Annotated in this window: 14 protein-coding genes; 6 read left to right on the forward strand and 8 right to left on the reverse strand. The window is 59.1% G+C overall.

All coding sequences use genetic code 11. From position 1 onward, the window contains the following. The first annotated feature begins 154 nt into the window (after nucleotides 1–154). Entirely contained in the window at nucleotides 155–850 is a 696-nt protein-coding gene (locus tag QOM10_RS09300) for an HAD-IA family hydrolase (RefSeq protein ID WP_026000652.1), read from the forward strand. A gap of 73 nt (nucleotides 851–923) precedes the next feature. On the opposite strand, the gene QOM10_RS09305 is transcribed toward QOM10_RS09300, so the two are convergent. After that, nucleotides 924–1670: a 3-oxoacyl-ACP reductase family protein gene (locus QOM10_RS09305; protein ID WP_160038913.1), complete on the reverse strand. Its 747-nt coding sequence runs from the start codon at nucleotides 1668–1670 to the stop codon at nucleotides 924–926. A gap of 126 nt (nucleotides 1671–1796) precedes the next feature. On the opposite strand from QOM10_RS09305, the gene QOM10_RS09310 reads away from it, so the two are divergent. Continuing rightward, nucleotides 1797–2723 (forward strand): LysR family transcriptional regulator, encoded by a 927-nt coding sequence (locus tag QOM10_RS09310; protein ID WP_160038915.1) that lies wholly within the window; start codon nucleotides 1797–1799, stop codon nucleotides 2721–2723. Between the two features lie 120 nt (nucleotides 2724–2843). On the opposite strand, the gene QOM10_RS09315 is transcribed toward QOM10_RS09310, so the two are convergent. The 3 genes from QOM10_RS09315 to QOM10_RS09325 all read right to left on the reverse strand — a co-directional run bounded on the left by QOM10_RS09315 (nucleotide 2844) and on the right by QOM10_RS09325 (nucleotide 6476). Further along, nucleotides 2844–3572 (reverse strand): aspartate/glutamate racemase family protein, encoded by a 729-nt coding sequence (locus tag QOM10_RS09315; RefSeq protein ID WP_007916448.1) that lies wholly within the window; start codon nucleotides 3570–3572, stop codon nucleotides 2844–2846. Nucleotides 3573–3627: 55 nt separating this feature from the next. Beyond that, entirely contained in the window at nucleotides 3628–5166 is a 1539-nt protein-coding gene (locus tag QOM10_RS09320) for an NCS1 family nucleobase:cation symporter-1 (RefSeq protein WP_150751647.1), read from the reverse strand. A gap of 575 nt (nucleotides 5167–5741) precedes the next feature. Beyond that, complete coding sequence (locus QOM10_RS09325) at nucleotides 5742–6476, reverse strand: phosphoadenylyl-sulfate reductase (protein ID WP_141129074.1); 735 nt, start codon at nucleotides 6474–6476, stop codon at nucleotides 5742–5744. Between the two features lie 165 nt (nucleotides 6477–6641). On the opposite strand from QOM10_RS09325, the gene thrH reads away from it, so the two are divergent. Further along, nucleotides 6642–7259, forward strand: a complete 618-nt coding sequence (thrH, locus tag QOM10_RS09330) for a bifunctional phosphoserine phosphatase/homoserine phosphotransferase ThrH (protein ID WP_095047760.1) — start codon at nucleotides 6642–6644, stop codon at nucleotides 7257–7259. A gap of 87 nt (nucleotides 7260–7346) precedes the next feature. Here the strand turns inward: thrH and pabB are convergent, their stop codons facing one another. The 4 genes from pabB to QOM10_RS09350 form a co-directional block, all read right to left on the reverse strand. Then, nucleotides 7347–8690, reverse strand: a complete 1344-nt coding sequence (gene pabB / locus QOM10_RS09335) for an aminodeoxychorismate synthase component I (protein WP_316917902.1) — start codon at nucleotides 8688–8690, stop codon at nucleotides 7347–7349. 321 nt (nucleotides 8691–9011) lie between these two features. Next, nucleotides 9012–9998 (reverse strand): alpha-L-glutamate ligase-like protein, encoded by a 987-nt coding sequence (locus tag QOM10_RS09340; RefSeq protein WP_122605876.1) that lies wholly within the window; start codon nucleotides 9996–9998, stop codon nucleotides 9012–9014. Continuing rightward, nucleotides 9998–11533: an inactive transglutaminase family protein gene (locus tag QOM10_RS09345; protein ID WP_150751645.1), complete on the reverse strand. Its 1536-nt coding sequence runs from the start codon at nucleotides 11531–11533 to the stop codon at nucleotides 9998–10000. The genes QOM10_RS09340 and QOM10_RS09345 overlap by 1 nt, the downstream gene beginning before the upstream one ends. Nucleotides 11534–11538: 5 nt before the next feature. Then, nucleotides 11539–12075 (reverse strand): ATP-dependent zinc protease, encoded by a 537-nt coding sequence (locus QOM10_RS09350; RefSeq protein WP_016983749.1) that lies wholly within the window; start codon nucleotides 12073–12075, stop codon nucleotides 11539–11541. Nucleotides 12076–12477: 402 nt separating this feature from the next. On the opposite strand from QOM10_RS09350, the gene QOM10_RS09355 reads away from it, so the two are divergent. From QOM10_RS09355 to prpC, 3 genes are all read left to right on the forward strand, one after another. Beyond that, nucleotides 12478–13200 (forward strand): GntR family transcriptional regulator, encoded by a 723-nt coding sequence (locus QOM10_RS09355; protein WP_172828118.1) that lies wholly within the window; start codon nucleotides 12478–12480, stop codon nucleotides 13198–13200. After that, on the forward strand, nucleotides 13197–14087 hold the full coding sequence (gene prpB / locus QOM10_RS09360; RefSeq protein ID WP_316917903.1) for a methylisocitrate lyase: 891 nt from the start codon (nucleotides 13197–13199) through the stop codon (nucleotides 14085–14087). Before QOM10_RS09355 ends, prpB begins: the two co-directional genes overlap by 4 nt. 119 nt (nucleotides 14088–14206) lie before the next feature. Further along, a complete protein-coding gene (gene prpC / locus QOM10_RS09365; protein WP_160038921.1) occupies nucleotides 14207–15334 on the forward strand; it encodes a 2-methylcitrate synthase in 1128 nt (375 codons plus the stop codon). The last annotated feature ends 108 nt before the right edge of the window (nucleotides 15335–15442 follow it).

The following is a 15442-nucleotide window of genomic DNA, read 5'->3' on the forward strand; positions in this document are numbered from 1 at the left end:
ATGTTTCGCTAAATGTCTGCGAGTAGTTCATCGCCCAACAAACATTGCCCGTTGCTCAATGTCTGTCGCGCTCGTTATGCTGCTGAACCCTTTAATCAGATCCGAGCAGCGGCATCACCTGCCGCCTGGGATGTCTTTGTTAACGGATCCGATGATGAATGCACCGCTGAAGGCGTTCGGCCCGATCAAGGCCGTGATTTTCGATATGGACGGTTTGCTGCTGGACACCGAGGGCATTTATACCGAGGTTACCTCGCTGATTGCCCAGCGTTACGGGCGCACCTTCGACTGGAGCGTCAAGCAGAACATCATTGGTCGCGGGGCCAACGATCTGGCCAATTACGTGGTGCAGGCGCTGGATCTGCCGATCACCGCCGAAGAGTTTCTGGTCATCCGTGAACCGCTGATGCGTGAGCGTTTCCCCACCGCGCAGGCGATGCCCGGTGCCGAGGAGCTGATTCGCCATCTCAAGGCGCACAACATCCCGATTGCCGTGGGTACCAGCTCGTCGCGTCAATCGTTCGGGCAGAAAACCACGCTGCACCGCGACTGGTTTGCGTTGTTCGACTTCATCGTCACTGCAGACGATCCGGAAGTCGGCGCGGCCAAACCGGCACCGGATATTTTCCTCACCGCCGCTCGCCGTCTGGGCGTGGCACCTGAGGATTGCCTGGTGTTCGAGGATTCGCCGTTTGGCGTGACCGCTGCGAAAGCCGCAGGCATGACAGCGATCGCCATCCCCGATGCCGCCATGGCCGATGAAAAATACGCACACGCTGACGGGATTCTTCGTACTCTGAAAGCGTTCACGCCCAGTGCCTGTGGTTTGCCGGCGCTGGAATGGGCGTAAACATCTGACACAAAAAACGCCGCCCCTCTGTAACAAGATGGGCGGCGTTTTTCGTTCGGGCGACGCGGAGATATCAGGCGCCGAAACCACCGTCGATGGTCAGGCTTGCACCGGTGATGTAGCCGGCTTCCGGACCTGCCAGATAAGCGACGAAGCTGGCGATTTCTTCGGCTTTACCGTAACGACCCACCGCCATCAGCGGAATCAGGCTTTCGGCGAAGTCACCGTGCGCCGGGTTCATGTCGGTGTCGACCGGGCCGGGCTGCACGTTGTTGACGGTGATACCGCGTGGGCCGAGGTCGCGGGCCAGGCCTTTGGTCAGGCCGACCAGTGCCGATTTGCTCATTGCATACACACCGCCACCGGCGAAGGGCATGCGGTCGGCGTTGGTACTGCCGATGTTGATGATGCGCGCGCCTTCGCCCATGTGTTTGGCGGCTTCCTGCGAGGCGATGAAGACGCTGCGAATGTTGATCGCTACGGTCTGGTCGAAGTCTTCAAGTTTGAAGTCTTCCAGTGGTGCGACGGCCAGCACGCCAGCGTTGTTGACCAGAATGTCGAGGCGGCCAAAAGCTTCGACGGTGGCGCTGACGGCGTGGCGGATGGCAGCGGCATCGGCGCTGTCGGCCTTGATCGCCAAGGCTTTGCCACCGTTGGCGGTGATGCTGTTCTGCAGCTCTTCGGCTTTTGCGCTGGAGCTGACGTAAGTGAAGGCTACAGCGGCGCCTTCAGCGGCCAGGCGGTTGACGATGGCAGCACCGATACCACGGGAACCGCCTTGAATCAGAGCGACTTTGCCGCTGAGGTGTTGAGTGGTCATGTTCGATCTCCAGACTATTCAAGGCGAAATGCCTTGGTGTTGGTGCCGAGTATCGGCGTGGTATCGACAACTGTGTAGACCATGATTGCTATAGTCTGTGTAAACCAGAAGTTTATAGTGGCGAACATGGAAACCTTCAGCAGCATCGAATGTTTTGTGCGTAGTGCCGAAGTCGGCAGCTTTGCCGAGGCCGCACGACGCTTGAGTCTGACCCCGGCAGCCGTCGGCAAAAGTGTGGCCAAGCTCGAAGTGCGGCTCGGCGTGCGGCTGTTCCAGCGTAGTACACGCAGCCTGACGCTGACCGAGGCCGGGCAACTGTTCCTCGATCAGGTGAGTGGCAGTTTGACGACCATTCAAAATGCCGTGGCCAATCTGTCCAGTGTCGAAGGGCTACCGGCGGGAACGCTGAAAGTCAGCATGGGCGCAGCATTTGGCTGTCTGCATATCGTGCCGATGCTCGGTGAGTTTCTACAACGATATCCGGCGATCAATCCGGACTGGCACTTCGATAATCGACAGGTCGATCTGATCGCCCAGGGCTTTGATGCGGCCATCGGTGGTGGTTTCGAACTGCCGCAAGGCGTGATCGCACGCAAGTTGAGCCCGGCGCATCGGATATTGGTCGCGTCCACCGACTATTTACAGGCCAATCCCGAGATCATCGAACCAGACGACCTCAGCCACCACGACGGTATTCTGATCCGCTCGCCGCAAACCGGACGCGTGCGTTCCTGGCAATTGACCGGACGTAATCCACAGAATTGTCGGCCGTTGATGCTCAAGGCGCGAATGACCATGAGTGATTCCGAGGCCGCTTGCAGGACTGCAGCACAAGGCTTGGGAATCGCGCTGGTGAGCATGCCGTTTGCGGTGGGCTATCTGCAGGCGGGGACGTTGCAGCGGGTGTTGCCGGACTGGTTTGTCGATGACGGCAACATCTCGATTTACTACGCCGAGCATAAATTGTTGCCGGGGAAGACGCGGGCGTTTGTCGATTTTCTGATTGAGCAGTTTGCGGAGCGGGGGTTGGCGCAGCGGTTCAGTGCTATCTGAGCAAGGTATCAGATCGAGTTGTCGCCTTCGCGAGCAGGCTCGCTCCCACATTTGGAATGCATTTCCCCTGTGGGAGCGAGCCTGCTCGCGAATGGAGCGACTCGGTCTACGATGAAGAATTCAGCGGGCAAACCGCCCCGGCCAGCCAATAATGTTCTTCGGCCGTGGCGTTGCATAAGTCCGCACTTTTGACGTCGATAAGCGCAACCGCACAAGCGATTCCGCAATCGTCACCGCCGCCGTCACCCCATCCACCACCGGCACGCCAGTACGTCGACGAATCTGCTCATCCAGCCCGGCCATGCCGCCGCAACCCAGGCAGATCACCTCGGCTTTGTCCTGCGTCACCGCCAACTCCGCCTGATGCACGATCGCTTCCAGCGCGCGCTGCGGCTCGTGCTCCAGCTCTAGAACGGCCAGGCCACTGGCCCGCACCGATGCACAACGATCCCACAGACCGGACAATTTCAGCCGATCCTCGATCAGCGGCACGGTGCGATCCAGTGTGGTCACCACCGAATACGCGTGCCCCAGAAACATCGCCGTACTCGCCGCCGCATCGGTGATGTCCACTACGGGCACATTGAGCAATTCCTGCAAACCTTCACGGCCATGTTCGCCATAACCGGCCTGAATCACCGCATCGAACGGCTGATCGTAGGACATCACCCGATCCATCACCGCGATGGCCGCCAGATAGCTTTCGAAGTTGCCTTCAATCGAATCGGCGCCGAAGTACGGCGTCAAACCGACAATTTCAGTTCCGGGCGAAGCAACGGCCTGTGCCGAACGGGCGATGGCCTCAGTGATGGATTCGGTGGTGTTGACGTTGACCACGAGAATACGCATGGGGAAATCCTTATAGCGGGCAGTTCTGCGGCCCGAAGTCCGGGCCGCGAGGGAGTTAATGGCAGACGTTGTCGACAGCGATCGATTCGCCGCTGATGTCGGCGTAGTGCGGTTGGCGTTTGGCGATGATCAGATAGAGCATTCCGGCGATCCCGGCGCCGATCAGCCAAGAAAACGGCGAGACACTGTGGAAGCCCGGAACCAGCGCCAGGACAATGGCGATCAATGCCGCAGGAATAAACGCCGCCACCGCGCGGAAATTGACGCCGTGGCTGTAGTAATAAGCGCCGTTGGGATCTTCGCTGTAGAGCTGCGGTACGTTGATCCGACCTTTGCGGATCAGCCAGTAGTCGACCATGATCACGCCGTACAACGGGCCGAGCAGGGCGCCGAGGCCGGACAGGAAATACACGATCACCAGCGGGCTGTTGTAGAGATTCCACGGCAGGATCAGCACGGCGATGGTCGCGCTGATCAGCCCGGCGCGGCGGAACGTCAGGTACTTCGGCGCCAGGTTGCTCAGCACGAAGGCCGGGGCGACGAAGTTGGCCATGATGTTCACCGCAACGGTGACGATCAGAAACGCCAGGCAACCGAGCACCAGGAAAAAGGTGTTGGGAATCGAGGCGATGATCTCGGTCGGGCTTTCGATGATCCGGCCATTGATCTGAAATTGCGCACCGCAGAGCAGGACCGTGATCGCGGCGAACACCAGAATATTCACCGGCAAACCCCAGAAGTTTCCTACCTTGATGGTCTTGCGGCATGGCGAAGAGCGGGCGAAGTCGCAGAAATTGAGGATCAACGTGCCGTAGATCGCCAGCCACAAAGCGCCGCCGGCAAAGATGTTGCGCCACATCTCGCCACCCGTGAGCGGTTCGCGGGTCGACCAGGCGATGGTCGCGTCGGCCTGGAAGTACATCCACGCGGCGAGGGCGGCCACGGTCAGCAGAATCACCGGTCCGGCAAACGCTTCGTAGCGGCGCACCATTTCCATGCCGTAGGCAAGGATCGCCAGTTGCACGAACCAGATCGCCACGAAACACACCCAACCCAAAGTCGACAGACCCAGAATCGCGTTGTGGTCGTATTCGGCGAAACCGGGATGCACCGCTGTGAGCAGTACGCGGAACACCACTGAGGCCAGGTACGTCTGAATCCCGAACCAGGCAATAGCGATAACCGCCCGGATCAGTGCAGGAATTTGCGCGCCATGGATGCCGAAACTGATCCGGCTGATCACCGGAAACGGCACGCCGGTTTTCTGCCCCATGTAACCGGACAGGTTCATGAAGAAGTACACCAGCGCCGCACCAATCCCCAGCGACAGCAGAATCTGCCAGCCTCCCAGGCCCAAAGCGTAGAGGCCGATGGCGAAGGAGTAGTTGGCGATGTTGTGCACGTCGTTCGTCCACAGGGCGAAGATGCTGTATTTGCCCCAGCGCCGACCCTCGGCCTTGGTCGGCGCGAGATCGCTGTTGTGCAGGCGCGGGCTCAGTTGTAACGGCTCGGTCAGACCGTCATCGGGTAACGGTTGGTCGAGGGCAGAGGCGGGCAGATTCAGCGCGATGTTATTGGAGAGACTTGTACGCATTCCGGCAGGCTCCTGATGTGCAGGGCCGCGATGACTGTGCATGAGCGTTCAGGCTCGACATATCTTCGTCGCGGCCAGCGAACATCACTGGTTACGGGGCATCTGCAGCCTGTACGGGATAGGGCGCTTCAGGCTTGCGGATCGAAAGTGTGTATGTTTTGCAGTTTTGTATACAAAACATGTATGCACTAAAGCCAGATTTGTGCCAGTTGGCGATCTATGCGCAGCCGTGTTCATTTCGAAAAGTTATCGATGAACGCTAAGTGGTTGAAAATAATTGGTTAAAAATTGACCGATTGAACAAGTATTTATTTTTGGCGGGGGATTTTGACAGCGGGCGAGGGCGGGGAATTTTTAGGCGTGATGTAACTTTTCAGGGCGTGGAAACAAAAAAGTGCACACATAAATGGCACCGATGGTGACATTGCTGTGTACACATTTATTGAGTCGCTAGTGACCTTTGTAGGAGTGAGCCTGCTCGCGATAGCGGTGTATCAGCCAAAAAATTTATCGACTGAGACACCGCTATCGCGAGCAGGCTCACTCCTACAGGGGGAAATCAGCGCGGCAGGGCGTTACGCCTTGCTAATGATATTGCCGGCATGCAGTCCGCACTCTTTCTGCGTCGCCTCTTCCCACCACCAGCGGCCTTCGCGCTCATGCTGGTTCGGCAGCACCGGGCGGGTGCACGGTTCGCAGCCGATGCTGATAAAGCCGCGTTCATGCAGGCTGTTGTACGGCAGCTCAAGCATGCGGATGTAGCCCCAGATCTCTTCGCTGGTCATCTGCGCCAACGGGTTGAACTTGTACAACGTGCGCTCCGGCGTGGAGAACGCGGTGTCGATTTCCATCACCGCCACAGCGCTACGCGTGCCCGGGCTCTGATCGCGGCGCTGGCCGGTGGCCCAGGCTTTGACGCCGGAGAGTTTGCGCCGCAGCGGTTCGATCTTGCGGATGCCGCAGCATTCGCCGTGGCCGTCCTTGTAGAAACTGAACAGGCCTTTTTCCTTAACGAACGGTTCCAGTTTCGTGTAGTCCGGCGACACCAGTTCGATGTCGATCTTGTAGTGCTCGCGCACCTGATCGATGAAGCGGTAGGTCTCCGGGTGCAGGCGGCCGGTGTCGAGGCTGAACACCTTGACGTTCTTGTTGAGCTTCCAGGCCATGTCCACCAGCACCACATCCTCGGCGCCGCTGAAAGAGATCCACAGGTCATCGCCGAACTCGGCAAACGCGAGTTTCAGAATGTCCTGGGCGGATTTATTGGCATAGGTCGTGGCGAGTTCCACGACGTCGAACGTTGCACTCATCAGGGCGGCTTCCTACAGGTCGGTGGCGCTGGGCGCTCTATATGGCGCTGATGGTAACAAAAAGCTGCACGGCTCGGGGGCGTGCTGTGCGTTGCGCGTCTGCATGTGAGTCGCTAGAGTTCGGCCTCGCTCGACTCAAATAATCAATACAAACGGGAGTGTCTTGTGGAAATTGCTTGCCTGGATCTTGAAGGGGTGTTGGTGCCGGAAATCTGGATCGCCTTCGCCGAAAAAACCGGAATCGAATCCCTCAAGGCCACCACCCGGGACATTCCCGATTACGACGTGCTGATGAAGCAGCGTCTGCGCATCCTCGACGAGCACGGCTTGAAGCTGTCGGACATTCAGGAAGTGATCGCCACGCTCAAGCCGCTTGATGGCGCGGTGGAGTTCGTCAACTGGCTGCGTGAGCGCTTTCAGGTGGTGATTCTGTCGGATACGTTTTACGAGTTCTCGCAGCCGCTGATGCGCCAACTGGGCTTCCCGACCTTGCTTTGCCATCGTCTGATCACTGACGAGACCGGGCGGGTGACCAGCTATCAGTTGCGTCAGAAAGATCCCAAGCGTCAGTCGGTGCTGGCGTTCAAGAGCCTGTATTACCGGGTGATTGCGGCGGGGGATTCGTATAACGACACGACGATGCTGGGCGAGGCGGATGCGGGGATTCTGTTCCATGCGCCGGAGAATGTGATTCGCGAGTTCCCGCAATTTCCTGCGGTGCATACGTTTGCTGAGTTGAAGCAGGAGTTCCTGAAGGCTTCGAACAGAGAGTTGAGTTTGTAGTCGTCTGAAAAGACGCCATCGCGAGCAGGCTCACTCCTACAGGGGATCGCATTCCAAATGTAGGAGTGAGTCTGCTCGCGATAGCTTTTAAAGGTTTTGCAGGGTTTCGAGGAGGATTCTGACTTTGGTGATCGACTCCTGATACTCCGCCTGCCAATCCGAATCGGCGACAATCCCGCCACCGCCCCAGCAGCACACTTGCCCATCCTTGACCAACAGACTGCGAATCGCGATGGAGCTGTCCATCTCGCCGCGTACGTCCAGATACAGCAACGAGCCGCAATACAAACCGCGTCGGGTCGGTTCCAGCTCATCAATGATCTGCATCGCGCGAATCTTCGGCGCGCCGGTGATAGAGCCGCCGGGGAAACTGCCGGCAATCAAATCCAGTGCGTCGCGATCATCCGCCAGTTCACCGGTGACGCTGCTGACCAGGTGATGCACGTTCGGATAGCTTTCCAGACTGAACAGCTCCGGCACGCGTACCGAGCCGATGCGGCAGGTGCGGCCGAGATCGTTGCGCAGCAGGTCGACGATCATCAGGTTTTCTGCGCGATCCTTGGGGCTGGCCAGCAGTTCGGCGGCGTTGGCGGCGTCTTCGGCGGGTGTCAGGCCACGGGGGCGAGTACCTTTGATCGGGCGGGTTTCCACTTGGCGTTCGCTGACTTTGACGAAGCGCTCCGGCGACAGGCTCAACACCGCGCCGCCCTCGGGCAGGCTCTGGAAACCGGAGAACGGTGTCGGGCAGGCTTCGCGCAATGCGCAATAAGCCAGCCACGGATCGCCCTGACACGCCGCACGGAAGCGCTGAGCGAAGTTGACCTGATAGCAGTCGCCGGCCTGGATGTAGTGCTGAATGCGTTCGAAGGCTTGGCGGTAATCGTCGGCCGAGAGGTCGGCGGTCATCGGGGCGTTCAATTTGAACGGGGTCAGCGCATCAGCATGTGGCTGAGTGAATAACGCAATCAGGCGTTGTTTTTCGCCGTCGATCACGGACGGGTGGAAGACCAATTGGCTGGTGGCCATCTGGTGATCGCTGATCAATGCCCAGGCGTACAGGCCAAAACGCGCGTCCGGCAATTGCAGATCATCCAACGCCTGGCTCGGCAGGTTTTCCAGATGCCGACCGAAATCGTAGCTCAGGTAACCGATCAAACCGCCAGCGAATGGAAGCTCGAAACTTGCTGGCAAATCAGCCTCACCGAGGCGATTCAGATTGTCACGCAGACGTTGCAGGAAATGATTGCCGCTTTCGTCGGGCAACACCGCCAGTTGTTCCAGCGGCCAGGCGCTGAGCAGGTCATAACGACCACGGTCGGCACTTGGCCGGCCGCTGTCGAGCAGTACGGCGCCGGGCGCGTTGCGGATGGCCGCGAAGTAGTCGGCGGGATTGGCGCGGTAGGGCAGCGGGTGTACGGAACAGGTCAACATGGGCGGGGCAGATCGGCCGTTGAGGCGGGGAGGGGATTGTAGTCCTCTCTCGGCTGTCAGATCAAAATCAAAAGCCTACCCCCTCACCCCAGCCCTCTCCCCCAAGGGGGGCGAGGGGGAAAGGGAGCAGATCGGGGGCTTTTCAAAACTTGGGTTCGCTCGATATCTTGGGGGATGGAGCCGATCTGCATGCTTTTCAAGGCCTGAGTTCGAATCAAGACTTTCAAGTCGGCGTAGCTCTAATATCCACCTCGGTCAGTCCCCTCTCCCTCTGGGAGAGGGCTAGGGTGAGGGGCTTTTAGCTTTTCAGCTCTTGAGCTTTTAGCCTTCGACCGCAGGAATATGCCCAAACATTTCCTGAGTAAACGCCACCCGCTCTTCAACCGATTCCGTCACCCCACGCGCCTTCAGCTCTTCCAGTCGCGCTTCCACCGCGTGCGTGCGCAACGTCAGCCCACAGTCATTGGCAATCTGGATATTCAGCCCCGGCCGCGCATTCAGCTCGAGAATCAGCGGGCCTTTCTCTTGATCGAGCACCATGTCCACACCGATATAGCCCAGCCCGCACAGCTCATAACAGCCTGCCGCGAGCTTCATGAAACCGTCCCAGTAGGGCAGTTGCACGCCGTCCACCGCGTTGGTGGTGTCGGGGTGTTTGGTGATGATGTTGTTCAGCCAGGTGCCGCGTAACGTCAGACCGGTGGCCAGATCCACGCCGACGCCGATGGCGCCCTGGTGCAGGTTGGCCTTGCCGCCGGACTGCCGGGTCGGCAAACGCAGCATCGCCATCACCGGATAGCCCATCAAGACGATGATGCGGATGTCCGGCACGCCTTCGTAGCTGATGCTTTTGAAGATCTGGTCCGGGGTCACCCGGTATTCGATCAGCGCCCGATCGCGGTGGCCGCCCAGCGAATACAAACCGGTGAGGATGCTCGAGATGTGATGCTCAAGCTCTTCGTGGGCAAGGATCTTGCCCGACACCGTGCGATAGCGACCCTCGAAACGGTCGGCGATGACAATGATGCCGTCACCGCCAGCGCCCTGGGCCGGTTTGATCACGAAGTCGCTGCGCCCGCCGATGATCTCGCCGAGCTTGTCGATTTCCTTTTCGGTGGAGATCACGCCATACAACTCCGGCACGTGAATGCCGGCCTTGATGGCGCGCTCCTTGGTGATGATCTTGTCATCGACGATCGGGTACAGGCTGCGCTTGTTGTACTTGAGCACGTAGTCGGCGTTACGCCGATTGATGCCCATGATGCCCCGCGCCTCCAGCGCCTTCCAGGTCTTCCAGAAACCGAACATCAGGCGTCAGCCTTCTTCAGGAAAGCCTTGAAACGCACCAGTTCGGTCAGGCGGTAGCCGCGATAGCGACCCATCGCCAGCATGAAGCCGACCAGAATCAGCAGGATCGCCGGGAAGGTGAACACGAAGTACACCAGCTCAGGCACGGTCATGATCAGGTGCGCCAGAGATGCGGCGAACAGCGTACCAATCGCGACTTTCATCGCATGGCTGGCACCGCGCTCTTCCCAGGTGATCGACAGGCGTTCGATAGTCATGGTCAGAATCACCATCGGGAACAGCGCTACAGACAAGCCACGCTCCAGACCCAGTTTATGGCTGAACAGACTGATCGCCGCGATCAGCACCACGACAAAGGTCAACACCACCGAGAGTCGCGGCAGCATTTGCAGCTTCAGGTGTTCCAGATATGAACGTAATGACAGGCCCAGCGCCGTGATCACGGTAAACAGCAGAATGCCGAAGCCCAGCTGCGTTTCGCGGAAGGCGAGGGCGATCAGTACCGGGGTAAACGTGCCGAGGGTCTGCAGGCCGATCAGGTTGCGCAGAATCAGGATCACCAGCACGCCGATCGGGATCATCACCATGATCATGAAGGTCTGCTGGGTCTGTAGCGGCAAGCCGTACAGCGAGTATTCGAGGAAGTTGGCGTCGGTGTTTTCGTCGGTCAGCTTGGCCAGACGAATCGCATTCATCTCGCTGTTGTTCAGGCTGAAGGTCACGTTGGCTTTTTTGCCACCGTCGACGGTGATCAGGTTTTCATCGCCGGTCCACCACAGCAGGCGGTCGGTCGGCAGGCCTTGCTCGCCGGTTTCCGGGTTGAAGTACAGCCAGTCGTTGCCGTTGAAGCTGCGCAGCCACAGCTCAGGCATTTGTGGCTGGTCGGCGACGAGGCGGATGGTGTGGACCTTTTCCACCGGCACGTGGGCGATGGACAGCAGCAGTTCGACGATTTTGGCTTTGTGCGCGGTCGATGGATCGCCGGCCAGCAGCAGTTTCACGTTGTCATCGTTGACGTTGTTGACGCGCTTGATCGCCTCGCCAATAAAGGTTTCGACGTCAGCCGAGTGCTGGCGGATCGGCGCAAGCAGGGCTTCGGCGGCGATTTTCTCCGGGCCTTCGATGGCCATGCTGTCGCGGAAGGTCGGGCCTTTGACCTTGGATTTTTCGGCGGTGTAACGCTTGGTCAGTACCAGACGGTAATAAAGGGTCTGGTTGCCCTTGGCGCGGCGTGCCGACCAAGTGACCTTGCGGTTGCCATCGACGCGGTTCACCGCAACGCCGTAGTTATTGGAGATAAAGCTCTCGTTGAGGCTGACGTAATCGCGGCTCAACGGCGGCACAAACATCTGGATCTTCACCGGATCCTTGGTGCTGGCGACGAACTCGACCTTGGCGTCGATGTTCCACAAGTCGTCGGTGGCGTCTTCGGTCACCGGGATGCCGAGCACGAAAATCTGATAGGCCGTAACCGAAACGCCCAGGAGCACCAGAATGGTGATCAGGATTTTCAGGTGGAAGGTTAGAGAACGCATGGAAATTACTCGGCGGTATGAGCGGCGATGGTGCAGGCGGGTTTGCCGGCAGCGTATTTAAGACTGGGGTCGACCAGCGCGTCGAAGCGTTTCAGCGCCTCGGAGCCGATCAAAAGCGGATATTGGAACGCACTTCGGTCGGTCAGGTTCACTTCGATGCTGCGCATCGCTGATCCCATGCAGATATCCAGCTCGATCACCGGACGGGCGGTGTACTTCTTGCCTTCTTCCGGGTCGTAGTCGCCAGCACGGCGCTTGATCTTGCTGACCCGGGCCAGCGGCCGTTCGATCGGGTGCGAGTGCGCGGCGTCGATGGCCAGGTAGAAACGAACCCAGGACTCACCGTTGCGTTTAAAGCGTTTGATGTCGCGGGCACTCAGCGAGGCGGTTTTCGCGCCGGTGTCGAGCTTGGCCGCGACTTCGAGATTGATGCCGTCAAGCGAAGCGTATTCGTTGAGGCCGTACACGGTTTTTTCCCCCGCGGCGGCGAGGCCGGGCAGGCAAAACAGGGCAAAGAATGTGGGGAAGGGCTTGAGTCTCATAAATCCTGGTGCGCAGCGTTCCGTTTTCGGTTCAGGTCCTTGGCAAAACTTGCGCAAGGCCCTTCGTGTGCCTGGCAGCTTTATATGACAAGCCGTACAAATGGCCAGCAAATGCGGGCGGCATTCTAGCACGGTGGGTTTATGGCGCCAGCGCCCGAGCCGGTCTATACCCCTTTGGGAACCCTGTGGGAGCCTGCTCGCGAAGGCGGTGCGTCATCCCATGCAGATGCTGACTGACAGTACGCTTTCGCGAGCAGGCTCGCTCCCACAGGGATTAATCGACCAATGGGAGATTGCCTACGGTTATTAGACGATTGTCGACAATACCTATTTATCCTTTGACTGATGCGGGCGAATTGGCTAGTTTTTGCCGCATTGGATTTGAAGGTGTCGACAATCATGCTGGATCAACTCGATCCCCCGGTCATCAGCGGCGACGATTCCGAGACACTCTCGGAAAACGTCTTCCGGCGCATTCAGGCAGCCATCGTCAAAGGCGAGATCGCCCCGGGCAGCAAGATCTCCGAACCGGAGCTGGCACGCACCTACGGCATCAGCCGTGGACCGTTACGCGAGGCGATTCACCGTCTCGAAGGCCAGCGTTTACTGGTACGCGTGCCGCACGTCGGCGCGCGGGTGGTGTCGCTCAGCCACGCCGAATTGCTCGAACTCTATGAAATCCGCGAATCCCTCGAAGGCATGGCCTGCCGTCTGGCGGCCGAACGCATGAGCGTTGAAGAAATCGACGAACTGCGCCGGGTGCTGGAAACCCACGAGCGCGACGCGGCGTTTCAGGCTGGCGTTGGCTACTACCAGCAGGAAGGCGATTTCGACTTTCACTACCGGATCATCCAGGGCAGCGGCAATCGCACGCTGACGCAGATGCTCTGCGGCGAGCTCTATCAATTGGTGCGCATGTACCGCATCCAGTTTTCCACCACACCGAACCGCCCGCGCCAGGCTTTTGCCGAACACCACCGGATTCTCGATGCCATCGCCGACCGTGACGGCGAGCTCGCGGAATTGTTGATGCGCCGTCACATCGGCGCCTCGAAACGCAACATCGCCCGTCATTACCAGGACGGCGCCCACAATAAGACAGCCACTGAACGAGGTGAGTCATGAGTTCCAAGCACAGCACTCCAGGCCAGCGTTTCCGCGATGCGGTCGCCAGCGAGCATCCATTGCAGGTGGTCGGCGCAATCAACGCCAACCACGCGCTGCTGGCCAAGCGCGCCGGTTTCAAGGCGATCTACCTGTCCGGTGGCGGGGTGGCCGCAGGTTCCCTTGGCGTGCCGGATCTGGGCATCACCGGTCTGGACGATGTGCTGACTGACGTTCGGCGCATCACTGACGTCTGCGATCTGCCGCTGCTGGTCGACGTCGACACCGGTTTCGGCTCCTCGGCGTTCAACGTGGCGCGCACGGTCAAGTCGATGATCAAGTTCGGCGCGGCGGCGATCCACATCGAGGATCAGGTCGGCGCCAAGCGCTGCGGCCACCGTCCGAATAAAGAGATCGTCAGCCAGCAGGAAATGGTCGACCGCATCAAAGCCGCCGTTGACGCCCGTACTGACGACAGCTTCGTGATCATGGCGCGCACCGATGCGCTGGCGGTGGAAGGTCTGGAATCGGCACTCGATCGCGCTGCCGCGTGCATTGAGGCCGGTGCGGACATGATTTTCCCGGAAGCGATCACTGAGCTGGAGATGTACAAGCTGTTCGCCAACCTTGTGAAAGCGCCGATTCTGGCCAACATCACCGAGTTCGGTTCGACACCGCTGTACACCACCGAGCAACTGGCCGGCGCCGACGTGTCGCTGGTGCTCTATCCACTGTCGGCGTTCCGCGCGATGAACAAAGCTGCGGAAAACGTCTACACGGCGATCCGCCGTGACGGCACGCAGCAGAATGTCATCGACACCATGCAGACTCGCATGGAGCTTTACGATCGCATCGATTACCACACCTTCGAGCAGAAGCTCGATGCGTTGTTTGCCGCCAAGAAATAAAGATCAAAAGATCGCAGCCTGCGGCAGCTTCTACACAGCTCCCTGTAGGAGCTGTCGAGTGCAACGAGGCTGCGATCTTTTCGCCACACTCCCTAACAAATTCAAGATTGGAGAACACAATGGCCGAAGCAAAAGTACTCAGTGGCGCCGGGCTCCGTGGCCAGGTCGCCGGGCAAACCGCACTGTCCACCGTGGGCCAGGCCGGTGCCGGGCTGACCTATCGCGGCTACGACGTGCGCGAACTCGCTGCCGATGCGCAATTTGAAGAAGTCGCTTACCTGCTGCTCTACGGCGAGCTGCCAACCCAGGCGCAACTCGACGAATACCAAGGCAAACTCAGCAAGCTGCGCGACCTGCCACAAGCGCTGAAAGAAGTGCTCGAACGCATCCCCGCCGACGCCCACCCGATGGACGTGATGCGCACCGGTTGCTCGTTCCTCGGCAATATCGAGCCGGAGAAAGACTTTTCCGAGCAACGCGACAAGACTGACCGCTTGCTGGCCGCGTTCCCGGCGATCATGTGCTACTGGTATCGCTTCAGCCACGACGGCAAACGCATCAATTGCGTCAGCGACGAGCCGACCATCGGCGGCCACTTCCTGCACCTGCTGCACGACAAGAAGCCGATCGAATTGCACGTGAAAGTGATGAACGTCTCGCTGATTCTTTACGCCGAACACGAATTCAACGCCTCGACGTTCACCGCGCGCGTCTGCGCCTCGACCCTGTCCGATTTGTATTCTTGCGTAACGGCCGCTATTGGTTCGCTGCGCGGTCCGTTGCACGGCGGCGCCAATGAAGCAGCGATGGAAATGATCGAGCGCTTCGCGTCGCCGGAAGAGGCGATCAAAGGCACCCTCGGCATGCTTGAGCGCAAGGACAAGATCATGGGCTTCGGCCACGCGATCTATAAGGACAGCGATCCGCGCAACGAGGTGATCAAGGGCTGGTCGAAAAAACTCGCGGATGAAGTCGGCGACAAAGTGCTGTTCCCGGTTTCCGAAGCCATCGACAAGACCATGTGGGAGCAGAAAAAACTGTTCCCCAACGCCGATTTCTACCATGCCTCGGCGTACCACTTCATGGGCATCCCGACCAAGCTGTTCACGCCGATCTTCGTCTGCTCGCGCCTGACTGGCTGGGCTGCGCATGTGTTCGAACAACGCGCCAACAACCGCATCATCCGTCCAAGCGCCGAGTACGTCGGCGTCGAACAGCGCAAGTTCGTGCCAATCGAACGTCGCTGAAATGGTGAGCTGACGCGATCCCGGAAAACACCGCAAATCCCTGTAGGAGTGAGCCTGCTCGCGATGACGGACTGACATTCACCATCGATGTCGACTGATCCACCGCTT

It is taken from the genome of Pseudomonas sp. P108 (genome assembly GCF_032613195.1).
Lineage (GTDB): Bacteria > Pseudomonadota > Gammaproteobacteria > Pseudomonadales > Pseudomonadaceae > Aquipseudomonas.